The organism is Terrabacter sp. FW104-15G4B, assembly GCF_058790095.1.
In genome coordinates this window covers 23,126-49,648 of the sequence record NZ_JBYTCI010000016.1, presented here as the reverse complement: position 1 = coordinate 49,648, position 26,523 = coordinate 23,126, and the positions used below count along the sequence as shown (strand labels likewise).

At 71.8% G+C, this 26,523-nt stretch carries 22 protein-coding genes; 6 read left to right on the top strand and 16 right to left on the bottom strand.

Annotation, left to right across the window (positions count from 1 at the left end; genetic code table 11):
• Positions 1–101: 101 nt before the first annotated feature.
• The 3 genes from AC3WRT_RS13515 to hrcA form a co-directional block, all read right to left on the bottom strand.
• Entirely contained in the window at positions 102–845 is a 744-nt protein-coding gene (locus AC3WRT_RS13515; RefSeq protein ID WP_492722694.1) for a 16S rRNA (uracil(1498)-N(3))-methyltransferase, read from the bottom strand.
• Positions 846–864: 19 nt separating this feature from the next.
• Positions 865–1,998 carry a molecular chaperone DnaJ gene (gene dnaJ, locus AC3WRT_RS13510; protein ID WP_492722693.1) on the bottom strand — a complete coding sequence of 378 codons (1,134 nt, stop codon included), beginning with the start codon at positions 1,996–1,998 and terminating at the stop codon, positions 865–867.
• A 78-nt stretch (positions 1,999–2,076) separates the two neighbouring features.
• Positions 2,077–3,129 (bottom strand): heat-inducible transcriptional repressor HrcA, encoded by a 1,053-nt coding sequence (gene hrcA / locus AC3WRT_RS13505; RefSeq protein ID WP_492722691.1) that lies wholly within the window; start codon positions 3,127–3,129, stop codon positions 2,077–2,079.
• Between the two features lie 162 nt (positions 3,130–3,291).
• On the opposite strand from hrcA, the gene AC3WRT_RS13500 reads away from it, so the two are divergent.
• Positions 3,292–4,176: a DUF3097 domain-containing protein gene (locus AC3WRT_RS13500; protein ID WP_492722690.1), complete on the top strand. Its 885-nt coding sequence runs from the start codon at positions 3,292–3,294 to the stop codon at positions 4,174–4,176.
• 42 nt (positions 4,177–4,218) lie between these two features.
• On the opposite strand, the gene AC3WRT_RS13495 is transcribed toward AC3WRT_RS13500, so the two are convergent.
• The 4 genes from AC3WRT_RS13495 to AC3WRT_RS13480 all read right to left on the bottom strand — a co-directional run bounded on the left by AC3WRT_RS13495 (position 4,219) and on the right by AC3WRT_RS13480 (position 10,149).
• Positions 4,219–5,919 carry a CHAP domain-containing protein gene (locus AC3WRT_RS13495; protein ID WP_492722689.1) on the bottom strand — a complete coding sequence of 567 codons (1,701 nt, stop codon included), beginning with the start codon at positions 5,917–5,919 and terminating at the stop codon, positions 4,219–4,221.
• A 144-nt stretch (positions 5,920–6,063) separates the two neighbouring features.
• A complete protein-coding gene (locus AC3WRT_RS13490) occupies positions 6,064–7,572 on the bottom strand; it encodes an aldehyde dehydrogenase family protein (RefSeq protein ID WP_492722687.1) in 1,509 nt (502 codons plus the stop codon).
• 22 nt (positions 7,573–7,594) lie between these two features.
• The gene (gene hemW, locus AC3WRT_RS13485; protein ID WP_492722686.1) at positions 7,595–8,830 is read right to left on the bottom strand and encodes a radical SAM family heme chaperone HemW; all 1,236 of its coding nucleotides are present in this window, start codon (positions 8,828–8,830) and stop codon (positions 7,595–7,597) included.
• Positions 8,831–8,898: 68 nt separating this feature from the next.
• Positions 8,899–10,149 carry an MFS transporter gene (locus AC3WRT_RS13480; RefSeq protein WP_492722684.1) on the bottom strand — a complete coding sequence of 417 codons (1,251 nt, stop codon included), beginning with the start codon at positions 10,147–10,149 and terminating at the stop codon, positions 8,899–8,901.
• A 98-nt stretch (positions 10,150–10,247) separates the two neighbouring features.
• Here AC3WRT_RS13480 and AC3WRT_RS13475 point away from each other — a divergent pair, with 98 nt between their 5' ends.
• A complete protein-coding gene (locus AC3WRT_RS13475) occupies positions 10,248–11,084 on the top strand; it encodes a tyrosine-protein phosphatase (RefSeq protein ID WP_492722682.1) in 837 nt (278 codons plus the stop codon).
• A gap of 7 nt (positions 11,085–11,091) precedes the next feature.
• Here the strand turns inward: AC3WRT_RS13475 and lepA are convergent, their stop codons facing one another.
• Positions 11,092–12,951: a translation elongation factor 4 gene (gene lepA, locus AC3WRT_RS13470; RefSeq protein WP_492722680.1), complete on the bottom strand. Its 1,860-nt coding sequence runs from the start codon at positions 12,949–12,951 to the stop codon at positions 11,092–11,094.
• 206 nt (positions 12,952–13,157) lie between these two features.
• On the opposite strand from lepA, the gene AC3WRT_RS13465 reads away from it, so the two are divergent.
• Positions 13,158–14,273 carry a M48 family metallopeptidase gene (locus AC3WRT_RS13465; RefSeq protein ID WP_492722677.1) on the top strand — a complete coding sequence of 372 codons (1,116 nt, stop codon included), beginning with the start codon at positions 13,158–13,160 and terminating at the stop codon, positions 14,271–14,273.
• Positions 14,274–14,276: 3 nt separating this feature from the next.
• On the opposite strand, the gene AC3WRT_RS13460 is transcribed toward AC3WRT_RS13465, so the two are convergent.
• Positions 14,277–15,509, bottom strand: coding sequence for an MFS transporter (locus AC3WRT_RS13460; RefSeq protein WP_492722675.1), 1,233 nt, complete (start codon positions 15,507–15,509; stop codon positions 14,277–14,279).
• 126 nt (positions 15,510–15,635) lie between these two features.
• On the opposite strand from AC3WRT_RS13460, the gene AC3WRT_RS13455 reads away from it, so the two are divergent.
• Positions 15,636–16,157: a type II toxin-antitoxin system PemK/MazF family toxin gene (locus AC3WRT_RS13455; RefSeq protein ID WP_492722672.1), complete on the top strand. Its 522-nt coding sequence runs from the start codon at positions 15,636–15,638 to the stop codon at positions 16,155–16,157.
• 91 nt (positions 16,158–16,248) lie between these two features.
• On the opposite strand, the gene rpsT is transcribed toward AC3WRT_RS13455, so the two are convergent.
• From rpsT to AC3WRT_RS13440, 3 genes are all read right to left on the bottom strand, one after another.
• Positions 16,249–16,509, bottom strand: coding sequence for a 30S ribosomal protein S20 (gene rpsT, locus AC3WRT_RS13450; RefSeq protein ID WP_492722670.1), 261 nt, complete (start codon positions 16,507–16,509; stop codon positions 16,249–16,251).
• Positions 16,510–16,742: 233 nt separating this feature from the next.
• Positions 16,743–17,702 carry a DNA polymerase III subunit delta gene (holA, locus tag AC3WRT_RS13445; RefSeq protein WP_492722668.1) on the bottom strand — a complete coding sequence of 320 codons (960 nt, stop codon included), beginning with the start codon at positions 17,700–17,702 and terminating at the stop codon, positions 16,743–16,745.
• A 153-nt stretch (positions 17,703–17,855) separates the two neighbouring features.
• Positions 17,856–20,096: an ATP-dependent DNA helicase gene (locus AC3WRT_RS13440; protein ID WP_492722666.1), complete on the bottom strand. Its 2,241-nt coding sequence runs from the start codon at positions 20,094–20,096 to the stop codon at positions 17,856–17,858.
• A gap of 159 nt (positions 20,097–20,255) precedes the next feature.
• Here AC3WRT_RS13440 and AC3WRT_RS13435 point away from each other — a divergent pair, with 159 nt between their 5' ends.
• Positions 20,256–21,959, top strand: a complete 1,704-nt coding sequence (locus AC3WRT_RS13435) for a formate--tetrahydrofolate ligase (RefSeq protein WP_492722664.1) — start codon at positions 20,256–20,258, stop codon at positions 21,957–21,959.
• Positions 21,960–22,007: 48 nt separating this feature from the next.
• Here AC3WRT_RS13435 and AC3WRT_RS13430 read toward each other — a convergent pair whose 3' ends face one another.
• The 3 genes from AC3WRT_RS13430 to hflX form a co-directional block, all read right to left on the bottom strand.
• The gene (locus AC3WRT_RS13430; protein WP_492722662.1) at positions 22,008–23,087 is read right to left on the bottom strand and encodes a GNAT family N-acetyltransferase; all 1,080 of its coding nucleotides are present in this window, start codon (positions 23,085–23,087) and stop codon (positions 22,008–22,010) included.
• On the bottom strand, positions 23,084–23,239 hold the full coding sequence (locus AC3WRT_RS13425; protein ID WP_492722660.1) for a hypothetical protein: 156 nt from the start codon (positions 23,237–23,239) through the stop codon (positions 23,084–23,086). Before AC3WRT_RS13425 ends, AC3WRT_RS13430 begins: the two co-directional genes overlap by 4 nt.
• Before the next feature lie 89 nt (positions 23,240–23,328).
• The gene (gene hflX, locus AC3WRT_RS13420; protein WP_492722658.1) at positions 23,329–24,834 is read right to left on the bottom strand and encodes a GTPase HflX; all 1,506 of its coding nucleotides are present in this window, start codon (positions 24,832–24,834) and stop codon (positions 23,329–23,331) included.
• Positions 24,835–24,956: 122 nt separating this feature from the next.
• Here hflX and AC3WRT_RS13415 point away from each other — a divergent pair, with 122 nt between their 5' ends.
• Complete coding sequence (locus AC3WRT_RS13415) at positions 24,957–25,568, top strand: class I SAM-dependent methyltransferase (RefSeq protein ID WP_492722656.1); 612 nt, start codon at positions 24,957–24,959, stop codon at positions 25,566–25,568.
• 102 nt (positions 25,569–25,670) lie between these two features.
• On the opposite strand, the gene dapF is transcribed toward AC3WRT_RS13415, so the two are convergent.
• Entirely contained in the window at positions 25,671–26,522 is an 852-nt protein-coding gene (dapF, locus tag AC3WRT_RS13410) for a diaminopimelate epimerase (protein ID WP_492722654.1), read from the bottom strand.
• Position 26,523 lies beyond the last annotated feature (1 nt).

Here is a 26,523-nt window from a genome sequence, read left to right as displayed (position 1 = left end):
CTAGGCACGTGGGCGACCGCGCGCACCCACTGGTTCGTGATGATCGCGGCACCCCTGTCGGTCCCAGGATCACCTCGAACCGGGGACGAGGGCGTAGGCCGTCAGGTCCAGCGGGTGCGTGCACTGAGGACCGCGAGGGCTGCCGGTCCTGCGGACGAGGCCCGCAGGATGCTCGAGCCCAGCCGCACGGCACGCGCTCCGGCTGCCGCCAGCGCCTCGACCTCGCGGTCGGTGATGCCGCCCTCGGGGCCGACGACCACCAGGACGTCACCCGACTCCGGCAGTGCGACGGACGCCAGCGGCTCGCTCGCCTCTTCGTGCAGGACGAGCGTGAGGGCCGAGTCCGCCACCCTGGCGACGAGCGGGGCCAGCCCCACGACAGGGACGGTCAGCGGCATACGCGATCGGCGGGACTGCTTGGTCGCCCGGGCCACGACGGAGGCCCACTTGGCCTGCGACTTCGCGGCGCGCTCGCCGCGCCAGACGACGACCGAGCGCTCGGCCTGCCACGGCACCACCTCGTCGACGCCCAGCTCGGTGGCCGCCTCGATGGCCTGCTCGTCGCGGTCACCCTTGGCGAGCGCCTGGACGAGGACGAGGCGCGGAGCCGGCTCCGGCTCGTCGGTCACCTCGAGCACCCGGCCACGGACCCACGCCCGGTCGACGTCGGTGGCCTCGAGCAGGACCCGGCGCCCGGACCCGTCCGCGACGAAGTAGCGCTCACCCGGGCGGACGCGCACGACGGCGGCGGCGTGCCGCCCTTCGTCGCCGTCGAGGAGCACCGACGACCCGACGACGACCTCGGCGACCGACGACAGCGGAGCGAGGAAGAGCTGGTGCGTCACCGGGCACCCACGGGACGGCTCACTTCTCCTTGAAGGCGTCGCGCAGCTTGCCGAAGAGGCCCTTGTTGGCCGGCGTCAGTCGCCCCTCGGGACGCTCCTCGCCGCGCAGCGCGGCGAACTGGCGCAGCAGCTCCTGCTGCTCCTCGGTGAGCCGCGTCGGCGTCTGCACGGTGGCATGGACGATCAGGTCGCCGCGGCCGCCGTGGCGCAGGTGCGTCACGCCGAGGCCGCGCAGGGTCATGACGTCGCCGCTCTGCGTGCCGGGCTTGATCTCGAGGTCCTGCATGCCGTCGAACGTCGAGAGCTTGAAGCTCGTGCCGAGCGCCGCCGCCGCCATCGGCAGCTCGACGCTGCAGTGCAGGTCGTCGCCGCGGCGGGTGTAGGTGTCGTGGTTGACGACGTGGATCTCGACGTACAGGTCGGCCCTGGGCCCATTGCCCGGCCCGACCTCGCCCTCCCCCGTCAGCTGGATCCGGGTGCCGGTGTCGACACCGGCCGGGATCTTGAGCTTGATCGAGCGTCGGGTGCGCACCCGGCCGTCACCCGAGCAGTCGTGGCACGGGTCGGTGAGCGTCGAGCCGAAACCCTGGCAGTTGACGCACGGGCGCGAGGTCATCACCTGGCCGAGGAAGCTGCGCTGGATCTGCTGCACCTCGCCGGCGCCGTTGCAGATCGGGCAGGTCTGGCGCCCGGTGCCGGGCTCGGCCCCGTCGCCGCCGCAGCGGGTGCAGCCCACCGCTGTGTCGAGGGTGAGCTCCTCCTCGGAGCCGAAGACGGCCTTGGACAGGTCGATGTCGAGGCGCACCAGCGCGTCCTGGCCGCGCTGCGTGCGCGGCCGCGGACCACGCGTGCCCGCAGTCGCGCCCGCCCCGAAGAAGGCGTCCATGACGTCGCTGAAGGAGAAGCCCTGGCCGGCGCCGAAGCCGGCACCGCCGGCCGTCGCGAACGGGTCGGCGCCCATGTCGAACGACTGGCGCTTCTGCGGGTCGGACAGCACGTCGTAGGCCTGCGAGACCCGCTTGAACTCCTCCTCCGCCTCCGCGCCGGGGTTGACGTCGGGGTGCAGCTTGCGGGCGAGCCGACGGTAGGCCTTCTTGATCTCCTCCTGGCTCGCGTCGCGCGAGACACCGAGGACGGCGTAGTAGTCGTTCAAGCTGAGATTCCTTTGGTACGTGGTGCTTTCGGTTCCAGCGGGACGCTGCACCGGTGGGACTGGCCGAGGTCGTGCGGGTCAGGTGCTCTGGTTCTCGTCGAGGATCTCGGACACGTAGCGGGCGACCGCGCGCACCGAGGCCATGGTCGTGGGGTAGTCCATGCGGGTCGGGCCGAGCACCCCGAGACTGGCCACCCGCTCTGCCCCCGACCCGTACCCCATCGACACCAGGGAGGTGGTCTGCAGCCCGGTCACGGGGTTCTCGGAGCCGATGCGCACCGACACGAGATCGGGGTCGTCGCCGAGCTGGCCGAGCAGCCGGAGCAGGGTGACGTGCTCCTCGAGTGCCTCGAGGATCGGGCCGATGGAACGGGGGAAGTCGGCGCCGGCGCGAGCGAGGTTGGCCTGACCCGCGAGCACGACACGCTCCTCGCGCTCCTCGACGAGGGCGTCGCCGAGAGCTGACACCACTGCCTCCAGCGAGGCACGGTCGGACTCGTCGGACTCGTCGGCCTCGCCGACGAGCCTCCGCAGCCGGGAGGCCGCCGCGGTGAACGGCACACCGGCCGCGACCTCGTTGATGCGCGAGCGGAGAGAGGCGACCAGCGCCTCCCCCCGGGCGTCGGTGAGCACGCTCCCGGTGTCGACGACGCGCTGCTCGACACGTCCGGTGTTGACGATGAGCACGATCATCAGGTGCGTCGAACCCATGGGGACGAGCTCGATGTGCCGCACGGTCGAGCGGGTGAGCGACGGGTACTGCACGACGGCGACCTGGCGCGTCAGGCTGGCGAGCAACCGCACCGTGCGGTCGACGACGTCGTCGAGGTCGACGGCGCCCTGCAGGAACTGCACGATCGCCCTTCGCTCACCGGGCCCGAGGGGCTTGACGGCGCTCAGCCGGTCGACGAACACCCGGTAGCCCGCGTCGGTGGGCACGCGGCCCGCCGACGTGTGCGGCGCGTGGATCAGGCCCTCCTCCTCGAGCAGGGCCATGTCGTTGCGCACGGTCGCCGCGCTCACCCCGAGGTGGTGCCGCTCCACGAGGGCCTTGCTCCCGACGGGCTCGGAGGTCTGGACGTAGTCCTGCACGATTGCGCGCAGCACCATGAGCCTGCGGTCCTCGCTCATCGCGTCCCTCCTTCACGGTTCTGGCACTCTCGTTCGACGAGTGCCAAGTCTACGTCGTGGGCGGCGGATCCTCGATCTCGTCCTACCGTATGCGGCCACCCCGGGCCCGCGCCCGCGTGGCGGTCGCGCCCGACCTGGCGCGACGGCATACCCTCCCTTGTCGTGTCTCCCAACGATCGTTACGGCTCCGACGTGCTCAGCGGCGACTGGCGTACCCCCAAGCGGGGCCGCTCCGTCCCGACCCCGGCGGAGCCGGGGCTCGTCGTCGAGGAGGTCGAGACCGGATGGGTCGGCGCGGTCGTCCGGGTCGAGAAGGCGGGGGGCATGCACGTCGTCCACCTCGAGGACCGCCGGGGCCGCACCAGGGCGTTCCCGCTGGGACCCGGCTTCCTGCTCGACGGGGCACCGGTCACGCTGACGGCTCCGACTGCCGCGGCCGGCGTCGCCCTCGCCGAGGCCAGGCGCGCCGCCTCCCGCACGGCGAGCGGCTCGGTGGCGGTCGAGGGCGCCCGCGCCCGGGTGGCGAGCGGGTCGAGGATCTACGTCGAGGGGCGGCACGACGCCGAGCTCGTGGAGAAGGTGTGGGGCGACGACCTGCGCGTCGAGGGCGTCGTCGTCGAGCTCATGGACGGCGTGGACGACCTCGCCGCGATCATCTCCGACTTCCAGCCCGGTCCGGGGCGACGGCTCGGCATCCTCGTCGACCACCTGGTGCCCGGCACCAAGGAGGCCCGCATCGTCGAGCAGGCCCGGGCCCTGCCGGGTCTGACCCGTCACGTCAAGATTCTCGGGCACCCCTACGTCGACGTGTGGCAGTCAGTGCGCCCGGATCGCCTCGGCTGGCGGCAGTGGCCCGTCATCCCCCGCGGCACGTCGTGGAAGCACGGCATCTGCGCCGAGCTGGGCTGGGCCCATGCGACCCAGGCCGACATCGCGAACGCCTGGAAGCGCATCCTCGGAACGGTGCGCACCTATGCCGACCTCGAGCCGACGCTGCTGGCCAGCGTCGAGGAGCTCATCGACTTCGTGACCGAACCCGGCGCATGAGGTGAGGGGCAGGCCGGCAGCTGCTCCTCCCCCTGCGTACGGCTACTGCGCCAGGTACCCCTGGACGTCGGCGACGACCTGGGTCGACGCCTGCACGTAGATCTCGACGTAGCCGTCACTGCTGGGCTTGACGAAGGCGGTGTTGGCGATCGTCTGGCCCGCCACGTAGTTGAGGTTGGACGTGGACGGACGCGCCGTGCCGGACGGGTAGGCCGTCAGGTAACCCGCCTGCTGCGGACCCGTGGCCACGACGGTGAGCACGACGGCCTTGACGCCGGTCGACGGCACGCCCGCGCGCCCGGTCACCTTCAGGCGCACAGCGGTCCCGCCGGCGAGCGAGCCGCTGGAGGCGACGCCCGTGCCGTTGCGGGTATCGAGCAGCCGGGCGGGCGTGAGCCCGTGGTAGTCGGTCGCGGAGGGATACCAGGCCACGACGTCCGCGACGACGTCGGTGGCTGCGGAGGATCGGATGCTGACGCTTCCGTTGCTGCCGACCTTGGCGACGACGAGCCCCGAGATGGAGGCGCCCGCGCTGTAGTTGAGGGACGACGAGTTCGGCGTGGGCGCTCCCGTCGGCCACACGGCCAGGTTCCCGTTCTTGGCCGGACGGACCGCTGTGACGTTGAGCAGCACGGAGTCCACGCCCGACGCCGGGACGACCGAGTTACCGGTGACGCGCAGGTCCACCCGGCCGCCGGCCGCCAGCCGCCCCGCGCTCGTCCCGAGGCCGGTGCGGGTGTCGAGCAGGCGCGTGGGGGTCTCGGTGTCGAGGTTGCCGAAGGCGGGGTACCAGCCGACGACGTCGACCAGCACGTCGGTCGTCTGGCTGACCTTCAGCCGGATCCGACCGTCGCTGCCCACGCCGACGACGGCCTGGTTGGCGACCACGTCGCCCGCCGCGAAGTTCAGTGTCGACGAGGCCGCCGGCGAGGTGCCGGAGGGGTACGTCAGCAGCCAGCCCGCCGCGCTCGGCTTCACCGCCGTCACGTTGACGACGACGGCCCCCACCGCCGTCTTGGGCAGGCCCGCCTTGCCGGTCACGAGGACGCTGGTGTCGCTGCCGCCGGCCAGCCGCCCGGTCGCACCGATCGACGACCGCGTGTCCACGATGCGCGTCGGCGCCACGGGCCGGTAGGTCGGGTAGCCGGCCGGGGCCACGACCTTGGGGCCCTGGTCCATGAAGTGGATGAAACCGGCCGGCCAGTAGCCGCCCGAGCGGCTGACCGAGCGCCAGCGGAAGTCGCCTCCCCAGTTGTCCTCGGAGATGAGGATCTGGTCTGCCGAGACGACCTTCTCGACGTAGGCGACGTGGCCCGTGCTCGAGAAGGACTGCCCGAACCACGCCACGGAGCCCACGGCCGGCGCATCGTCCATCTTGCTGGCGAACGCCGAGCCCCAGTTGTAGGCGTTGCCCGAGAGCTCGGCAGGCCGCTTGTTGGGCATCCCGTTCGTCACCAGCCGGTAGGCGACGTAGTTCGTGCAGTTGTGTCCGACCGACTGGCTCCAGTAGCTGGTGCTGGCGTGGGCCGGGTAGCCGGCGTTGGAGTAGGGGGCGGTGCTGCAGCCGCCCGTACCGGTGTACCCCGTGCACAGCACGTTCCACTCGTAGGAGCGGGCCGGACCAGCCAGCCCCACGGTCGACGCGAGCATGGCGATCGCCGTGACCAGCAGCACGGCAGCTCTTCCGGCTCGCATACGGCGGCCGCGGAAGGCGCCGGCCTGGAGGTGGTTGGCCGAAGGCATAGGGGTCTCCCGTGATCGCCGTGGGGGGTGCACACGGCAATCTAGGACATTCAGTGCGCCGGTGCTGAATTTTCCCAATAATCACAGGCGACACGCAAGGCACTTACGTGCCCAACGACCTCTTCCGTGCTAATGACACCGCTGTCATTCGGGTGCCTGAGCGGTCGGCCGCCCTCGTCCGCGTCGGCGTCCGCGCACCCGGCCGGGGGCGACGATCCGGTCGATGACCCGCTCCTTGCGCGCGGTGAAGGGTGGCCGCACCCACACCGTCGTGTCCGGGCGGGTGGGCAGCGAGAGCACTGACTTCGTGTGCGAGAACAGCTCGACCGACCGCTCGCCGTGGTAGGCGCCGGTGCCGCTGGCGCCGACGCCACCGAAGGGCAGTCCGGGGACTGCGAGGTGGGCGAGCGCGACGTTCACCCCGATCGCCCCGGAGGAGGTGTCGCGCACGAAGCGCTCGCGGACCACGTCCGACGTCGTGAACACGTAGAGGGCGAGCGGCTTGTCGCGCCGGTTGACGAGGTCGACGGCAGCATCGATCCCCTCGGCGACGACGAGCGGCAGCACCGGGCCGAAGATCTCCTCGCCCATCACCAGCTCGCTCGGGTCGTCGGGGTCGAGCACCTCGACGACGGTCGGTTCGACGTAGCGGGTCGAGGGGTCGCACCGACCGCCGGCCAGCACACGCTCCTGGTCGATCAGGCCGGTGACGCGCTGGAAGTGACGGTCGTCGACCACCCTCCCGTAGTGGGGCGAGGCGGCAGGGTCCTCGCCGAAGGCATCACGGATCGCCGTCACGAGAAGGGGTTCGAGCGCATCCAGGGTCGCCCGGGATCCGATCACGTAGTCGGGGGCGACGCAGGTCTGGCCTGCGTTGGTGAACTTGCCCCACACGAGGCGGCGGGCGGTCACCTCCAGGTCGGCGTCGTCGGCGACATAGGCCGGCGACTTGCCACCGAGCTCCAGCGTCACGGGGGTGAGGTGTCGTGCGGCGGCTTCGAGCACGATGCGGCCCACCGTGCCGTTGCCGGTGTAGAAGATGTGGTCGAACCGCTCCGCCAGCAGCGCCGTCGTCTCCGCCACGCCGCCCTCGACGACGTGGACCGCAGAGGCGTCGAGGTGCCGCGGCACGAGGCCTGCGAGCAGCGCCGACGTGGCCGGTGCCACCTCGCTCGGTTTCAGCACGACGGCGTTGCCGGCGGCGAGCGCCCCGACGAGGGGCGCGAGCAGGAGCTGTACGGGGTAGTTCCAGGGGGCGATGACGAGCACGACCCCGAGCGGTTCGCGGACCACCTTCGCGCGCCCGGGCCGGAGCGACAACGGCACGCTCACGCGGCGCGGCGCGGTCCAGGCGCGCAGGTGGCGCAGCGTGTGGTCGATCTCCCGAACGACGAAGCCCGTCTCGGTCACCCACGCCTCGGTCGCGCTCTTGCCGAGGTCGGCGTGCAGGGCGGAGGCGATCTCGGACTCGTGCTCCACGAGCAGGTCGCGCAGGGCACGCAGCTGGGAGACGCGCCAGGCACGAGGCTTGGTGATGCCCAGCTCGAACGCCCGGCGTGCCGCGACGACGACCTGTCCGGCGTCACGCGGAGACGGCGTCGACGGGTTGTCCGGCTGCTCGCCGACGGTCGCCGTCGGCACGGTCTCGCTCATGGGGCCTCCTCGTCGAGGCTCCTCAGGAGGCGAGGAGCCGGTGCACCACCGTGTCGGCCAGCAGCCGTCCACGCCGCGTCAGGACCAGCCGCCCGTCCTGCAGGACCGCCGCTCCGTCCACCAGCCCGTCGGCGATGAGGCCCGCCACGGCGGTGCGCCCTGATCCTCGCAGATCGTCGACCGGGAGTCCGTCGACCAGGCGCGATCCGAGGAGCACCCGCTCGTCGTAGCGCTGCTCGTCGGTGAGCGTCTCGCGAGCGTGCGCCGGCGACGACCCAGCGGCGAGGCGGGCGGCATAGGCGCTGGGATGCTTGACGTTCCACCACCGCACGCCCCCGACGTGGCTGTGCGCGCCGGGCCCGATCCCCCACCAGTTGGTGCCGGACCAGTACGCGACGTTGTGGCTGCAGCGGTTCTGCTTTGAGCGCGCCCAGTTGCTGACCTCGTACCACCCGAAGCCGGCGGCCGCGAGCAGCTCGTCGGCGAGCTCGTACTTGTCGGCCTCGTCGTCGTCCTCGGGGGCGGCCACGACGCCGCGGCGCACCTGGGCGGCGAGCTTGGTGCCCTCCTCGACGACAAGGGCGTAGGCGGAGACGTGGTCGGGCTCGAGCGCGATCGCCGCCTCGAGGCTGCGCCGCCAGTCGCCCAGCGACTCCCCCGGCGTGCCGTAGATGAGGTCGACGCTCACCTGCATGCCAGCGGCCTTCGTGGCCTCGACGGCCCGCGCGACGTTGTCGGGGTCGTGCGTGCGCTCGAGGGTGTGGAGCACGTGTGGCACGGCCGACTGCATGCCGACGGACACCCGGGTGAAGCCGCCGTCGGCCAGCTCGCGCAGCGACTCGGGCGTCACGGAGTCGGGGTTGGCCTCCGTCGTGACCTCTGCGTCGGGCGACAGGCCGAACCGGTCGCGTATGCCGTCCAGCACCCTCACGAGGTCACCTGACCTCAGCATCGTCGGCGTGCCACCGCCGACGAACACCGTCGACACGGTGGGCGATTCGTCACCGAGGACCGCGCGGGCCACGTCGAGCTCGCGACGGGCGGCGTCGGCGTACGTGTCGATGCCGATGCTCGCGCCGGGGCCGCCGAGCTCGGTCAGCGTGTAGGTGTTGAAGTCGCAGTAGCCGCACCGCACCGTGCAGAACGGGACGTGGACGTAGATGCCGAGGTCGGTCGTCGCGAGGTCCGAGAGGGCCGCTGCGGGCAGCTCACCGCTCGTGGGAGCGGGGTCGCCGTCGGGAAGGGCGGAGGGCGGCATACCCCCATTGTCCCAGCCCGGAGGGATGCCTCGTGCACGGCGCACGCCTGGCCGGCTCCAGCGCGGAGTCAGCCCGAATGGGTCGTGACGCCGTAACGGGCGCGCGACCGCAGCGCCCAGCGCGACACCGGCACCGACACGGACCCGACGACGACCATGAAGCCGGCCAGGACGAGCCAGCCCGTCTCCCCCAGGTCGACGCAGAGATAGGTCACGACCGGGGGCCCCACGACGGCGAGCACGCTGAAGCCCAGCCCGGCGAAGCCCTGGTACTGTCCCTGCCGCTCGTGCGGCGCCAGCCCCATCTGCAGGCCCCACTGGCCGCCCGAGCCGATCATCTCCCCGACGACGTGCACGAGTGAGCCGAGCACGAGCGCGCCGACGGCCAGCCACATCGTCCCGCGGTCGGCGAGCGCCACGATCGCAAAGCCCGCTGCGATCCACCAGGCCCCACGCACGAGCGCCTTCGCTCCCGCCTCGACCGAGTCCGCGCGCCGCGAGAGCCGCACCTGGAAGAGGGCGACCGCTGCCGTGTTGAGCACGAGCAGGACCGCGACCATGACGGTCGGGGCCGCGGTGTGGGACGAGACGTAGAGCGCGAGGCCGAGCTCCATGACGAAGAAGTGCAGGGAGAAGAGGCCGGTGACGATGGTGACGACGACGTAGGGCCAGTCGCGCAGGACGGCCAACCGGGGCTCACCGGCGACGCGGTCGTGCGGAGCGATGTGCGGCAGCCGGGTGGTGTTCCAGGCGGCGAAGCCGGTGAAGACCGCGTTGAGGACGAAGACGGTGACGTAGGCCCAGCGCTCGTCGATGATGAGCGCCGCACCGCCGAAGACGGAGCCGAGGCCGAGGGCGGTGTTGGTGACCGCGCGCAGGTAGGCCTTGAAGAGGACGCCGCGCCCACCGGTCGCGAGCTGGGCGATGACGCCCTGGTTGACCGCCCCGGCGCCCCGCTCGAAGAAGGCGAGCACGCCGAGCAGCAGCGCCAGCATCCACGGCGTCGTCGCGAGCACGGGGGGCGCGCTGAAGACGGCCGCGCCGACCATGAACATGGTGAGCACCTGCCGCGGGCCGCGGGTGTCCCCGAGGTGGCCGGCCGGCACCTGCACCACGATCCCCACGACGGCTGAGACGGACATCGCGAGCGCGACCTCGGTGGCACTGAAACCGACCTGACGCGTGAAGTAGAGGGCGCTCGTCGTGAGGACGGCCCCGGCACCGAAGCGGTTGGCGAACGACCCCAGTGCGAGGATGCGCAGGTCTCGGTCCACGGGGAGCCCGCGATGGGTCAGCGGTGTGGTGGTCGTCGCCGTCACTGACGTCCTCTTCCTCGTCCAGAGAATCTCTTGACGTCAAGATATCTGACCGCGCCACCGAAGCAGCAACCGGTTTTCCGGTCGCATAGGGTGCTGGGGTGTACCGCCCCAACTGGATCGAGCTCGACGGCGTCGTCAACATGCGTGACCTCGGGGGGATGGTGACCGAGGACGGCGGCGTCGTGCAGCCGCGCCGGCTCCTGCGCTCCGACAACCTGCAGGACCTCACGCCCGAGGCCGTCGAGGCGCTCGTGACCCACCTCGGCGTCAGCGACGTCATCGACCTGCGCACCCACGTCGAGGTCGCCAAGGAGGGGGACGGGCCGCTGCGCGCGCTCGAGGTCATCACCCACCACCACCACACGCTGTACCGCGAGGACACCACCGAGTCCGGCATCCCCGCCGCAGAGCGCGCCCTGCCGTGGGAGAACGACGAGCGCCGGCAGCTCGCCGCGACCGCTCCGGACCCGGGTGCGAGCGAGGGCGAGCGGCGCCGCAGCCACGACCAGTTCTGGTCCGAGCACTACCTCAGCTACCTCGCGAGCCGCCCCGACTCGGTCGTGGCGGCGCTGCACGCGATCGCCGCCAGCGAGGGAGCGGCGGTGGTGCACTGCGCTGCCGGCAAGGACCGCACCGGCACCGTGGTCGGTCTCGCGCTCAAGGTCGTCGGCGTGTCGGACGAGCTCGTCATCGCCGACTTCGCGGCCTCGTCCGAACGCGTGGCACGCATCATGGACCGGCTGCGGACGAAGCCCGCCTACGCGGCCAACCTCAAGGACAAGACCGTCGCCCAGCAGTCCCCGACCACCGACACCATGCGGCTGCTCCTCGAGGTCCTCGAGGAGCGCCACGGGGGCCCGCTGGGCTGGCTCCAGGGCCAGGGCTGGGGGCGCGCCGACACCGACCGGCTGCGCCGCAAGCTCCTCGACCCCTGAGTCGCGCCTACTTCTTGGACTTGCTCGTGTCGGCGTCGCTCGACAGGGCGGCCACGAAGGCCTCCTGGGGCACCTCGACCCGGCCCACCATCTTCATCCTCTTCTTGCCCTCCTTCTGCTTCTCGAGGAGCTTGCGCTTGCGGCTGATGTCACCGCCGTAGCACTTGGCGAGCACGTCCTTGCGGATGGCGCGGATGTTCTCACGCGCGATGATGCGCGAGCCGATGGCCGCCTGGATGGGCACCTCGAACTGCTGGCGCGGGATGAGGTCCTTGAGCTTGCTCGCCATCATCACGCCGTACGCGTACGCCTTGTCCTTGTGGACGATGGCCGAGAAGGCGTCGACGGTCTCGCCCTGGAGCAGGATCTCCACCTTGACGAGGTCGGCGACCTGCTCGCCGTCTGGCTCGTAGTCGAGCGAGGCGTAGCCGCGGGTGCGCGACTTCAGCTGGTCGAAGAAGTCGAAGACGATCTCGGCGAGCGGCAGCGTGTAGCGCATCTCGACGCGGTCCTCGGAGAGGTAGTCCATGCCTCGGAGGCTGCCGCGCTTCTGCTGGCACAGCTCCATGATGGCGCCGACGAACTCGGACGGCGCGAGGATCGTCGCGCGCACGACCGGCTCGCTCACCTCGCGGATCTTGCCGTCGGGGTACTCGCTCGGGTTGGTGACGTGGACGTCTTTGCCGTCGTCCATCAACACGTCGTAGACCACGTTGGGCTGCGTCGAGATGAGGTCGAGGCCGAACTCGCGCTCGAGGCGCTCGCGGACGATCTCGAGGTGGAGCAGGCCGAGGAAGCCGACGCGGAAGCCGAACCCGAGCGCGGCGGACGTCTCGGGCTCGTAGACGAGCGCGGCGTCGTTGAGCTTGAGCTTGTCGAGCGCGTCGCGCAGGAGGGGGTAGTCCGAGCCGTCGATCGGGTAGAGGCCGGAGAAGACCATGGGCTTGGGGTCGCGGTAGCCGCCGAGGTCCTTCGTGGCCGGCTTGCTCGCGTTGGTGACGGTGTCACCGACACGCGACTGGCGCACGTCCTTCACCCCGGTGATGAGGTAGCCGACCTCGCCGACGCCGAGCCCGTTGCCGGGCACCGGCTCGGGGCTGATGACACCGATCTCGAGCAGCTCGTGGGTCGCCCGGGTCGACATCATCACGATCTTCTCGCGAGGGCTGAGGTTGCCGTCGACGACGCGGACGTAGGTGACGACGCCGCGGTAGGTGTCGTAGACGGAGTCGAAGATCATCGCGCGAGCAGGGGCGTGCGGGTCACCCGTCGGGGCGGGGAGCTTCTCGACGATCGTGTCGAGGAGCGGCTCGACGCCCTCCCCTGTCTTGCCCGACACCCGCAGGCAGTCCTCGGGCTCACCGCCGATCAGCTTGGCGAGCTCCTCGGCGTACTTCTCCGGCTGGGCGGCCGGCAGGTCGATCTTGTTGAGGACCGGGATGATGGTGAGGTCGTTCTCCATCGCCAGGTAGAGGTTGGCCAGCGTCTGGGCCTCGATGCCCTGCGCCGCGTCGACGAGGAGCACCGCGCCCTCGCACGCAGCGAGCGAGCGCGACACCTCGTAGGTGAAGTCGACGTGGCCGGGAGTGTCGATCATGTTGAGCGCGTAGGTGGTCGACGTGCCGGCAGCGTCCTCGACGGCCCACGGCATACGAACGGCCTGGCTCTTGATGGTGATGCCGCGCTCGCGCTCGATGTCCATGCGGTCGAGGTACTGCGCGCGCATAGCGCGGGCGTCGACGACCCCGGTCTTCTGCAGCATGCGGTCGGCCAGCGTCGACTTGCCGTGGTCGATGTGCGCGATGATGCAGAAGTTGCGGATCAGGTCCGGCGGCGTTGCGTTGGGTGCCAACGCGGAGCGGGCCATGGGCGACACGTGGGACGAACCTCGCAGGAGTCGGGTGACGGGATGGTACGGGGTGCGTGCGGGCGCCAGGGCGCCGCCGCAACCTCCACAGTCTCCCATGCTTTGGCCGTATGCCGTCACGGGCTCGCGACCCGCGCGTGCCCTCCGCGTCCCTCCGCCTGCCCTCCGCCTGTATCGAGGGCGGGCAGTGACGCACAATGGCGCCCATGCGCGCCCAACCCATGCAGGTCCTGCCCGTGGCCCCCGGGTCGCACCTGCCGCTGCGCCGCCACGTGCGGCACCCCCGGGAGATCCTGACGCTGGTCGTCGCCGTGATCGCCTCGCTGCTGCTGCTCGGGGCCGCGCTCTCGGAGGTGTCGAGCGCGATCGACGAGCAGCGCGTCCCCGACGTCTACGCGCTGGCGCTCGTCCTCGCTCCGGTCCTCATCTGGTTCGCGCGCGGCCAGCTGTGGGCGCAGCAGCGTCTCACCGGGATCAAGCTGGCGCCGGATCAGTTCCCCGAGGCGTACGCCATGCTCGTCGACGCGGCCGGGCGCTCTGGCCTCACCTACGTCCCCGACGCGTACGTCGTGCTGGGCAACGGAGTTCTCAACGCGGCCGCCTCGGGGCACGGCTTCCGGCGGTTCGTCTTCATCAACAGCGACCTGCTCGAAGTCGGCGGCGCCGCGCGTGAGCCGGACGCCCTGCGCTTCGTCATCGCGCACGAGGTCGGGCACATCGCCGCGGGCCACGTCAGCTACTGGCGCATCCTGGGCACCTTCGCCTCGCAGTGGATCCCGCTCGTGGGCTCCACCCTGAGCCGCGCGCAGGAGTTCACCGCCGACAACTACGGCCACGCCCTCGCGCCGCAGGGAGCCCGGTCGGCCATGGCGACCCTCGCCGGCGGCAAGTACCTGGGCCGCTCCGTCGACGTCGACGCGATGGCCGACCGGGCAGTCACCGAGCCGGGCTTCTTCGTCTGGCTCGTCAACGCCGCCGCCAGCCACCCGGTGCTGCTCTGGCGCATGCACGCCCTGCGCGACCGGCGCCGGGCCGGGCGCCTGCTCTGGCGCCCACGGGAGCCGTGGCTGTGGGGGTCGCCGCCGGCCCCCGACGCCTACTCCCTGCCCGCGATGGTGGGCTTCAGGCCGACTCCCCTGCCGGGGCAGACGTCGGCGGAGTCCCTGTCCCCGTTCCCGCCCACCGAGGCCCTGTCGGGCACACCGGCGGTTCCGGGACGCGACGAGGCCGTCCTCGGCCAGCCGCTCCCCTACCCCGATGCGACGCCCCCGGCGACTCAGCCGGCAGATGACGACCGGTGGAGGCCCGGCTCCGCGCCGTGACGGTCAGACGGTCGTTCGCACCGGCGCCGCCGCGTCCGTGCGCTGCCCGCGCTCACTGACGGTCGCGGACGAGCGCCGCTCCAGCACTGCCGAGAGAACCGCGACACCGACGCCGAGCACGGCCAGGCCGGCGCCGACGAGACTCGGTGCGCCGTAGCCCCAGCCGGCGGCGAGCACGACCGAGCCGAGCCAGGCGCCGAGCGCGTTCGCGGTGTTGAGCGTCGAGTGGTTGAGCGCGGCCGCCAGTGACTGCCCCTCGTGGGCGACATCCATGAGCCGCGTCTGCAGCAGCGGCACGACGATCGACGGGACGACGCCCAGCAGGAAGACCATGAGGACGGCCAGCCACAGCGTGTGGGCGGCCCACCCGAAGACCCCCAGCAGCACAGCGATGAGGGCGAGCGCGCCGATGATCCCCTTGAGGACGCCGACGCGGTTGGCGACACGGCCGCTCAGCACCATGCCGGTCACCATGCCGATGCCGTATGCCGCGAGCACCCAGGGGATGTAGCGCTCGTCGAGCCCTGCGAGCGTGGTCATGGTGGGCGTGATGAAGGAGTACATCGCGAACATGCCGCCGAAGCCGACGACCCCGATGAGCAGCGCGAGCCACACCTGGGGCCGGCGCAGCGCCTGCATCTCGGCGCGCATCGACTCCTCACCGGTCGGCGGCTGGTGCGGCAGGAAGACGGCGATGGCGCCCACGGTCAGGGCCGCGATGATGCCGACGATGACGTAGGGCAGGTGCCAGGAGAACCGCTGGCCCAGGAGCGTCGCAAGCGGCACGCCGACGACGTTGGCGACGCCGAGACCGCCGAGGATGGCCGCGACGGCCGACGTGCGCCGCCGGTGCGAGACCAGGGAGGCGGCGACGACCGAGCCGATGCCGAAGAAGGCGCCGTGCGGCAGCCCGGCCAGGAACCTCGCGGCCATGACGGTCGGATAGCTGTCGGCGGCGACGATGCCGATGTGGGCGACGGCGAAGAAGGCCATCAGGCCCATGAGCAGCCCCTTGCGCGGGGCCTTGGCGGCGGCGACCGCGATGAGCGGTGCGCCGACCACGACGCCGAGGGCGTACGCGGAGACGTAGTGCCCGGACGTCGCGATGTCGACGCCGGTGCCCGCGGCGATCTGCGGCAGCAGCCCCATGGTGACGAACTCGGTCGTGCCGATGGCGAAGCCACCCACGGCCAGCGCGAGGATGGCAAGGGTGGCTCGGCGTGCAGCGGGGCTCACGGGGGGTCTCCGGCTTCGGTCGGTCGGTCGGCGTTCACGGCGGTGGGGCCGAGGGGGCATGGTGCGGATCGCCGTCGACCCGTCGGTGCACCACACCGTAACGGCGGCGCGGCTACGGTGATTCCCATGTCCAGCACCCTCGAGCGCCTTGTCGGCCGCCTGCGCGGCGTCGTGCGCGCCGCCGCACCGTCCACCCGCACGCGGCCGTCAGCGGCACGACCGGCAGGTGGAGGGGGTCGACGCGCCTACCCGGGCGACGCGGACCGCCTGCCGGACACGGCATACGCCCCCCGGCCGGACGGGGCCCCGGACCCGGGCGAGATCGTCTGGACGTGGGTGCCCTACGAGGAGGACCACCGCCAGGGCAAGGACCGCCCCGTGCTCATCATCGGACGCGAGCCCGACTGGCTGGTGGGCCTGCCCCTGACGAGCAAGGACCACGACCTGGACGAGAGCCGGGAGCGCCGCTCGGGGCGGGAGTGGGTCGACATAGGTTCGGGCGCCTGGGACCCGCGTGGGCGGCCGAGCGAGGTCCGCGTCAACCGCCTCGTGCGCGTCGACCCCGAGGGCGTACGCCGTGAGGGCGCGGTGCTGCCCCGGGAGCGCTACGAGCAGGTCGTGGCCGCCACTCGCGCGCTGCACCCCTGACCGGCTCCTCCGGGATCCGGGGTCGTCCGGACATGAGACGGGCCCGTCACCACCAGGTGACGGGCCCGTTCAGGTCAGGCAGGGGTCGACGTCAGAGCGACGCGACCTTCTTGGCCATGGCCGACTTCTTGTTGGCGGCCTGGTTCTCGTGGATGACACCCTTGGAGACAGCCTTGTCGAGCTTCTTCGAGGCCGTCTTGAGGGCGTCGACCGCAGCGTCCTTGTCGCCGGAGGCGGTCGTCTCGCGGACCTTGCGGATCCAGGTGCGGAGCTCGCTCTTGACGGCCTTGTTGCGCTCGGTGCGCTTCTGGTTCGTCTTGATGCGCTTGAGCTGCGACTTGATGTTTGCCACGTTGATGGTTTCTTTCGTTCGGTCGGATGGTTGCCGTTAGAGGGCGGCAAAGCTGCTCGGGACCGGGCGTGGGGACACCCTGCGTGAGCGGCTCTGGGTCGTGCCTGCATGCGCGCACGACCTGAGCGCGCACGCAAGGGTCAAAGTTACCAGCGGCCTACCTGCTCGACCAAACCGGTCGTATGCCGGGTGGCCGGTCTCCCAGGGCGGGTGCGGGCGGGCGTGGGCTGCGCTCAGCGGGCGGCTCGGGCCCGGGCGATGGTGAGGATGGCCCGCTCGACGGCATAGACGGGGTCGCGGCCGCCGCCCTTGACCTCGAAGTCCGCTGCGGCCACGGCCTGCACGGCGATGGCGAGACCGTCGGGGCTCCAGTGACCGACGGCGCGACGGGCCTTGTCGACCTGCCAGGGCGCCATGCCGAGACTCTTGGCCAGTTGGGTCGAGCTGCCGCGACCCGCCGCCCCCACCTTGATGAGCTGGCGCAGCTGTGAGGCGAGGACGGCGACGATCGGGACCGGATCGACGCCGGTGGCGATGGCGTGCCGCAGCAGGCGCAAGGCCTCCCCCGACTGGCCGGCGACCGTCGCGTCGGCGACCCGGAAGCCCGTGGCCTCGACCTTGCCGCCGTGGTAGGTGTCGACGACGGCGTCGTCGACGGTGCCCTCCGTGTCGGAGACGAGCTGCGAGCACGCTGCAGCCAGCTCGCGGACGTCCTTGCCGACGGCCTCGACGAGCGCGCGCACGCCCTCGCTCGTGATCTTGCGCCGGGCGGCGGCGAACTCCTTCAGGACGAAGTCGGTCTTGTCGCGGTCGGTCTTGATGGCCGGGCACTCGATGACCCGAGCGCCGGCCTTCTTCATCGTGTCGAGGACCTTCTTGCCCTTCATCCCTCCCCCGTGGGCGACGACGAGGCCGACGTCGGGGTCGGGCGTCGCGAGGAGTGAGAGGAGGTCAAGCTGCAGCTCGTCCGGCGACTCGTGCAGGTCACGCACGACGATCGTCTTGGCGCCGCCGAAGAGCGACGGGCTGGCGTGCATCTGCAGCGCGCCGGACTCGTAGGTCGCGGGGTCGATCCGGATGACCTCGACGTCGGCGTCGGCCGCCCCGGCGAGCACTCCGGCGACAGCCCGCTCGACGAGCACGTCCTCGGGACCGGTCACGAGGACGAAGGGCAGGGCGGCCGGGGCGGTCATGGCGCCCACTGTGCCATGCGGTCCCGACACCCCGGAACGCCCCGCCAGCGCAATGCCGCCACCCCGCAACACACCGAGCAGGTGCCAACACACCGCGGTCCGATCCCGGGATGTTGGGACCTGCTCGGTGTGTTGTCGAGCTGGGCGGGGGCCTCAGTCGAAGAGCGCACCCGAGGCGATGGTCAGGCCCAGCTGCTCGACGCGGGCCGCGATGGTCTCCTCGGGCAGCTCGAAGTGGTCGACGAGCTCCTCGAGCTGCATGCCGGACTCGGCGGCGTCGCGCAGCTCCTCGTCCTGCTCGTCGGTCCACGCGTGCCCGGAGGTGACCGCGCTCCGCGACGACACGGGGACGGGTGGGGCCACCGCGACCGGTCGCGGGTGCTCCGTGCCGTCGGCCTCCACCTTGGCCCCGGTCAGCGAGCGGAGCGCCGGCTCCTCGACGGCCACGGGCGGCGGAGCCATGGTGTCGAGGCGGGCCAGCGCCGCCAGCACCATCTTCTTGTCGGTCGTGGGGTAGAAGGGCGGCAGCGAGCGCTGGAGGAAGCCGGCATACCGCGCCGTCATCATCCGGGAGTCGAGGAAGGCCACGACCCCCCGGTCGTCAGCCCGTCGAACGAGTCGCCCTGCGCCCTGGGCCAGCCGGAGCGCAGCGTGGGTGGCCGACACGGCCATGAAACCGTTGCCACCCATCCGGGCGATGGCCTGCGAGCGCGCCGAGGCCAGCGGGTCGTCGGGGCGCGGGAACGGGATGCGGTCGATGATCACGAGCTGGCACGAGGAGCCGGGGACGTCGACCCCCTGCCACAGGGTGAGCGTGCCGAAGAGGCACGTGCGGGGGTCGCGGGCGAACTGGCGCACGAGCGTCGTGATCTGGTCCTCGCCCTGGCAGAGCACCGGGATGTCGTCGCCGAACCGCGCGCGCATCACCTCCGCGGCCGTCTGCGCCGCGCGCGTCGAGGAGAAGAGACCCAACGTGCGCCCTCCGGCGGCGCGGATGAGCTCCTCGATCTCGTCGAGGGTGTCGTCGCCGGCACCGTCACGCCCCGGAGGTGGCAGGTGGGCGGCGACATAGGCGATGGCCTGCTTGGGGTAGTCGAAGGGGCTGCCGACGTCGAGGCCCTGCCACTTCGGCGCCCCGTCGCCGCGCAGGCCGATGGTGCCCGCCACGGAGTCGAACGTCCCGCCGAGCTCCAGCGTGGCCGAGGTCAGCACGACCGTGCGCTCCTCGAAGACCTTGTCGCGCACGAGCATCGCCACGCTCATGGGCGCGACCCGCAGGACCGGGCCGCGGCGCGGATCGCGGTTCAGCCACACGACGTCGAGCTCGCGCTCCTCGAGGATGCGCTCGGCGTTCTCCTGGATCTCGTCGACCGCGGCGCGAGCCACCTGGCGGGCACCGTCGGCCTCCTGCCCCGGTGGCGGCTTGAGGTCGCTCTGCACCGTGCGGGCGGTGTCGCGCACCCGCGCCAGCGCGAGACCCACGGAGTCCGGGATGCCGAGCATCCGCCCCTCCTCGAGGGGCTCGAGGGCCAGCGCGAGCATCTCCCCCGCCTCGTCGAGAGCCGCGGTGTTCTCGGACATCCGGCCGGCCTTCTTGGCCGCGGTCATCACCATGGTGCCGGTCAGCTCGTCGGTGATCGTCGCGGTGACCCGGTCGACGAGCTCGTGGGCCTCGTCGACGACGAGGACGTCGTGCTCGGGGAGCATCTGCCGGCCCTCGAACGAGTCGATCGCCATGAACGAGTGGTTGGTGACGATGACGTCGACGTCCTTGGCAGCCTCGCGCGCACGCTCGACGAAGCACTCCGCGACGAGGGGGCACTTGCTACCCATGCACTCGTGGGCGGAGACCGAGACCTGTCGCCACGCCCGCTCCGACACCCCGGGAACGAGCTCGTCCCGGTCGCCGGAGTCGGTCGTCGAGGCCCACTCGCGCAGCCGCACCACCTCCTGGCCGAGACGACCCACCGAGGCGTCGACCTGGCCCACCGACAGGAGCCCGTCCTCGTCGTCGGGGAAGCCGCCCTCGAGCTTGTTGAGGCAGACGTAGTTGCGGCGGCCCTTGACGAGCGCGTACGTCGGGCGGCGGCCGAGGACCGGCGCGAGCGCGTCCGCGACGCGCGGCATGTCGCGGTCGACGATCTGCGCCTGCAGCGCCAGGGTCGCCGTGGCCACGACGGCCGGCTTGCCGGCCTCGAAGGCGTGGGCCACGGCAGGGACGAGGTAGGCGAGCGACTTGCCTGTGCCGGTGCCTGCCTGGACGAGCAGGTGCTCGCCCTCCTCGATCGCGTGCGCCACGGCCTTGGCCATCTGCGCCTGACCGGGGCGCTCCACACCGCCGACCCCCGACACCGCGGCGTGGAGGAGGTCGTCGAGCGCGGGTGGTTGAGGCATTGGATCAGGGTATGCCGCCGCGCGAGGCGTGCGCCCCGGTGGCCCCCCGACCTGTGGACCGTCGCGCTCGCGTCCGCGTCGAACGGTGCCGCGCGGCACCGGACTCACCATTGCGTCCATTCGGCTGTGCCGCCTCGGGCACGGGGGTTGTATCGGGGTATGAGCGCACTCCTGCCCACCGACCTCGACATCGCGAACGCGGCGACCCTGCGTCCGCTCGCCGAGGTCGCCGCCGACCTCGGCGTCTCCCCCGAGCACCTCGAACCCTGGGGACGCGACGTCGCCAAGATCGACCTCGCCGTCCTCGACGAGCCGCCACACGGGCCGCTCGCGAAGTACGTCGTCGTCACGGCCGTCACCCCGACGCCGCTCGGAGAGGGCAAGACGACGACCTCGGTCGGCCTGGCGCAGGCTCTGCAGCACCTCGGCCAGCGCGCCGTGGTGGCCCTGCGCCAGCCGTCGATGGGCCCGACGTTCGGCATCAAGGGTGGCGCGGCCGGCGGCGGCTACAGCCACGTCGTGCCGATGGAGCGGCTCAACCTGCACCTCACCGGCGACTTCCACGCCGTCACCTCCGCGCACAACCTGCTCGCCGCGATGATCGACAACCACCTGCACCACGGCAACGCGCTGGGTATCGACGTCCGGAACATCACGTGGAGGCGGGTGCTCGACGTCAACGACCGCGCCCTGCGCAACGTCGTGGTGGGGCTGGGCGCCCGCCAGGACGGCGTGGTCCGCGAGACCGGCTTCGACATCACCGCCGCCAGCGAGGTCATGGTGCTGCTCACCCTCGCGACCTCGCTGCGCGACCTGCGCGAGCGGCTCGGGCGGATCGTCATCGGCTACACGACGGAGGGCAAGGGAGTCACGGCCGAGGACCTGCACGCTGCCGGCGCCATGGCGGCGCTCCTGACCGACGCCCTCAAGCCCAACCTGCTCCAGACACTCGAGGGCGGCCCCGCGATCATCCACTGCGGCCCCTTCGGCAACATCGCGACCGGGACCTCCTCGGTCACGGCCGACCTCATCGCCATGCGCGGCAGCGACTACGCCATCACCGAAGCCGGCTTCGGGGCCGACATGGGCGCCGAGCGCTTCTTCGACGTCAAGTGCCGCGTCAGTGGCCTCAAGCCCGACGTGGCAGTCATCGTGGCCACGGTGAGAGCCCTGAAGAGCCATTCAGGCCATTACGAGGTCAAAGCGGGCAGGCCCCTGCCGGCGAGCCTGCTGGAGGAGAACCCCGCTGACGTGGAGGCAGGCCTCGCCAACCTGCGCAAGCACGTCGAGATCGTCCGCCGGTTCGGGGTGCAGCCCGTCGTGGCGATCAACGCCTTCCCCGGGGACCACGACTCGGAGCACGCCGTGATCCGGCGCTTCTGCAACAGCCTCGGGGTGCGCTCGGCGGTGACGCGCCACGTCGCGGAGGGCGGCGCCGGCGCCCTCGAGCTCGCCCAGGTCGTCGTCGAGGCTGCCCACGGGTCGAGGAGCTTCGACTTCCTCTACCCCCTCGACCTGCCGCTCGAGCAGAAGATCGAGGCGATCGCCACGCAGGTCTACGGCGCCGACGGCATCGACGTGAGCCCGGCGGCGGCTCGCGCACTCAAGGACTACGAGCGGCTCGGCTACGGCGGCCTGCCCGTGGTCATCGCCAAGACGCACCTGTCGATCTCGTCGGACCCCACTCTTCGGGGCGCGCCCCGCGGTTGGCGGATGCCGGTGCGGGAGGTGCGTGCCGCCGTGGGCGCCGGCTACGTCTACGCGATCTGCGGCGACATGCGCACGATGCCGGGGCTGTCCAGCTCGCCGAACGCCGAGCACATCGACATCGCCCAGGACGGCTCGGTGACGGGCCTGTCGTAGGTCGGGAGTGCAGCCAGGTTGCCGCTGGGTCCCTGCCGCGGCCCTCGCTCACCGAAGCGGCAGGCCGTCGACCCGGCGCGCCATGGCGACGTCGTCGCGGTAGTCACCGGCGCCGAGACGCAGGCCGTCCGGCACCCGGCCGACCTCCGTCCAGCCAGCCCGGCGGTAGAAGCGGCCCAGCCCCAGCCCGCCGCGGTAGTCAAGTCTGAGCAGCTCCACCCACGGCAGCTCGCGCCGGGCGATCCCGACCATGCCACCGAGCAGGATGCGTCCCGTGTGCCGGCCCTGCGCCGCGGGGTCGACCATGAGGCGTTTCAGCCCTGCGACGTGCTCGTAGGGGAACCCGCGGGAGTGCTCCCAGAACCCGAGACCGCCCAGCCGCCCGTGAGGGTCCCTCACGACGCACAGGAGAGACCGTCCGTCGCGGGCCTCGTCGAGGTGGCGCTCGAGCGCCTTGGCCACGTCGTCCGCCGGCGCCTCGGGCAGGAAGCCGACCGCCCCACCCGCGCGGTTGACGCGGACCCAGAGGTCCACGAGGTCGTCCCGCAGGCTGCCGTCCACCGCGCCCGGCGGTACGAGCACGACGCGCGGCGCCTCGAAGTAGGCCATGGGCGTGCCATCCGGCTCGCCCCGCATGCGGCGCATGCCGACGTGGACGAGCCCCGCGGCCGTCGCCGTGCGCAGGGACGCCGCGTTGACCATGTCGACCATCGCGGTCACCAGCACCTCGGGGCGGTGCTCCACGGCCCACGCGACGACGGCACGGGCGATCTCACGACCGAGGCCGGCACCCAGCCGGTCGTGGGCCAACCGGTAGTAGAGGTTGAAGAAGGCGTCGTCGGAGTCCTTGCGGCGCAAGCCCGCCCAGCCGATCACCTCGCCCCGAGCACGATCGACGACCGCTGCATACCCCAGCCCTTCACGCTCCCAGTCGGCCAGGTCGTCCGCGAGCCGCTCGCCGCACTGCCCGGGGGTCGGCATGCTCGAGGGGGCATGCGCGTACGTGCGCGGATCGGTGTGCAGGCGAACGTAGTCGTCGAGGTCGTCGGCGCGCGGACGGCGCAGCAGGAGGCGGTCCGTCGTGATCCAGGCGGCGGGGTCGTCGGGGGCTGCGAAGGGCGCGGTCACGGCGCCTGACGCTCGGGCGCGCGGGTCTCGCAGACGGCGAGGGGGGCGCCGTCGCAGCAGGGCTCGATGTAGCGGCACGCCGGGCAGCGGTTGTGCGCCTGCTCGGCATACATCTGCGTGCCGCAGTAGGGGCAGGGGATCTCCAGGGCCATGACGTCATCCTTCCCGACGCCTCCGACAGGCCAGGACCGACATGCCGAAGGGGCCCGCGGCGGGGACCCTTCGACGACGTCGGCTCGGGTCAGCTCGCGACGACGACGTAGGCCGCCAGCTCGGGCTCCATGCTGGCCGTGACCTTGGCACGCACCCGGGTGCCCTCCGCGACGTGCTCGCTCCCGAGGATCTCGGCCTCGTCGTGCAGCCGGGAGATGAGGTCGCCGCGGTCGTAGGGCACGAGCACGTCGAGCTCGATGTCGGGCTTGGGCAGCTCACGGTCGATCAGGGCCCGCAGCTCGTCCAGCCCGGCCCCCGTGCGGGCCGACACCGTGACGCAGTGCCGCTCGTGCCGGCGCAGCCGGTCGAGCACCTCAGGATCGGCGATGTCCGCCTTGTTGACGACGATGATCTCCTTGATCTGGTCGCCGCCAACTTCCGCCAGCACGCCGCGGACCGCGGAGATCTGGCCCTCGGGGTCCGGGTGAGAGCCGTCGACGACGTGCAGCAGCAGGTCGGAGTCGGCCACCTCCTCCAGCGTCGAGCGGAACGCCTCGACGAGCTGGTGCGGCAGGCTGCGCACGAAGCCGACGGTGTCGGCCAGCGTGTAGACGCGTCCGTCCTCCGTCTCGGTGCGGCGCACGGTCGGGTCGAGGGTCGCGAAGAGCTGGTTCTCGACGAGCACGCCGGCGCCGGTCAGGCGGTTGAGCAGCGAGCTCTTGCCGGCGTTGGTGTAGCCCGCGATCGCGACGGAGGGCACCCCGCCGACGCGGCGGGACTGCCGCCGTGTGTCGCGGCTGGTCTTCATGCCCTTGATGTCACGACGCAGCTTGGCGATCCGCGTGTTGATGCGACGGCGGTCGAGCTCGATCTTCGTCTCACCGGGTCCACGCGAACCGATGCCCTCACCACCGGCGACGCGGCCACCGGCCTGGCGGGACATCGACTCACCCCAGCCACGCAGGCGTGGCAGGAGGTACTGCAGCTGGGCCAGCTCGACCTGGGCGCGGCCCTCCCTGCTCTTGGCGTGCTGGGCGAAGATGTCGAGGATCAGTGCGGTGCGATCGATGACCTTGACCTTGACGACGTCCTCAAGCGCGCGGCGCTGGCTGGGGGCCAGCTCGCCGTCGCAGATGACCGTGTCGGCGCCTTCCGCGACCACGATGTCGCGCAGCTCGATGGCCTTGCCCTTCCCGAGCCAGGTGGCGGGGTCGGGCCGCTGCCGGCGCTGGATGACGCCCTCGAGGACGGTCGAACCGGCCGTCTCGGCCAGCGCCGCCAGCTCACGCATGGAGTTCTCGGCGTCCTCGGGTGAGCCCTCGGTCCAGACGCCGGCCAGCACGACGCGCTCGAGGCGCAGCTGGCGGTACTCGACCTCGGTGATGTCCTCGAGCTCGGTCGAGAGGCCCGAGACACGGCGCAGGGCAGCGCGCTCCTCACGCTCGAGCTGGTCCCCGTCGTAGAGCGGGTATGCCGTCTCGTCCGCCTCGGGGTCGTGCGTCGCCAGGGCGTCGGCGCGGGTGGCGAAGAGGTGTCGCTCGCGCTCGTCGGCGCGGGCTGAGTCGCTGGTGTGGTTCACGTGGTTACTCGTCATGTTCTCCCTAGGGTTGCAGTGGTCCAACGCCACGAGCCACTCGTTTGTGCCCGCTGTTGCTTACCCACCCCGCGAGGCGGACACCGCCGGGTCGTGGGGTGGTGGCCGATATCGTTGCGCCGGTGAGCGAGCCGACCGACCACTACTTCACCGCCGAGCCGGCCTCGGCGGACGAGCAGCGCTCGATCGAGGTCACCCTCGACGGCCGACGGCTGCACCTGACGACGGCTCGCGGCGTCTACTCCCCCGACCGCCTCGACCCGGGCACCGCCGTGCTGCTCGCGGGCGCTCCGGACCCGAGCCCCACGGGCGACCTGCTCGACATCGGCTGCGGCTGGGGACCGATCTCGCTCACCCTGGCACTGCGCTCCCCCGGTGCACGCGTCTGGGGCGTCGATGTCAACCGCAGGGCGCTCCAGCTCGCCCGGCTGAACGCCGACGCCGCGGGGGTCCGGAACGTGACGTTGTGCGAGCCGGACGACGTGCCGGCCGAGCTGCGCTTCACGACGATCTGGTCCAACCCGCCCATCCACGTCGGCAAGGCGGCCCTGCACGCCCTCCTGGAGCGGTGGCTCCCGCGGCTCGCCGACGACGGGGTGGCTCACCTGGTCGTGCAGAAGCACCTCGGCTCGGACTCCCTGCAGAAGTGGCTCAACGAGCAGGACCGGAGCCTTCGGTGCACCCGCCTGTCGTCCGCCAAGGCTTTCCGCATCCTCGAGATCCGCCGCGCCTGAAACCGTCGAAAGGCCACAGACCGTGACCGCTGGCCGGTGGGTGGAGGAGGTCGCGGCACCGACGTGGCTGCCGGCATCACCTCGAACGCGCGCCGGCCCGGGTCACAGGGGGAAGTCGCCGTCGGCGACGAGCACCGCAGGGCCCGCCAGCTCCACGCGCTGCCCCGGCAGCGGGGTGACGGTCAGGCGCCCGCCGGGGACGTCGACGGTCCACGGGCTGAGGTCCTCGACGCCCGACCAGAACCGCGTGGCGAGCGCGGCCGCCGCGGCGCCGGTGCCGCACGACCGGGTCTCACCAACACCGCGCTCGTGGACGCGCATCGCGATGTGACCAGGCCCGACCGCGCGGACGAATTCGACGTTCGACCCGTCGGCAGGCTCCGGGTGCAGCTCGGGCGCCTCACCGAGGTCGAGGTTCTCGAGCGTGATGCCCTCGGGGAGCATGACGACGGCATGCGGGTTGCCGAGGTCGAGCGTCAGGGCCGGCACCGGCTTGCCGTGCCGCGGACGCACCATGACGTCGAAGCCGTCCCGGCGCGCGCCCTCCTCGTCACCGAGGCGCCACGGACCGAGGTCGACGGCATACCCCTCCTCGACGACGCGGACCGTCTTGACGCCGGCCCGGGTCGCGATGGCGAACGACGAGCCGAAGACGAGTCCCTCCCGACGGAGGTACTCGGCGAAGACCCGAGTGCCGTTGCCGCACATCTCGGCGAGCGAGCCGTCGGCGTTGCGGTAGTCCATGAACCACTCCGCCTCGCGTGACTGGGCGCGCACGCTCTCGTCAGTCGCGAGCCCCGCTCGCACCACCCGGATGACGCCGTCGGCGCCGAGGCCGGCGTGCCGATCGGCGATGCGCTGGACCTGAGCCGGCGTGAGCTCGAGCGTGCCCTCGAGGTCGGGGACGAGCACGAAGTCGTTCTCCGTGCCGTGGCCCTTGGTGAAGCGCGTCATG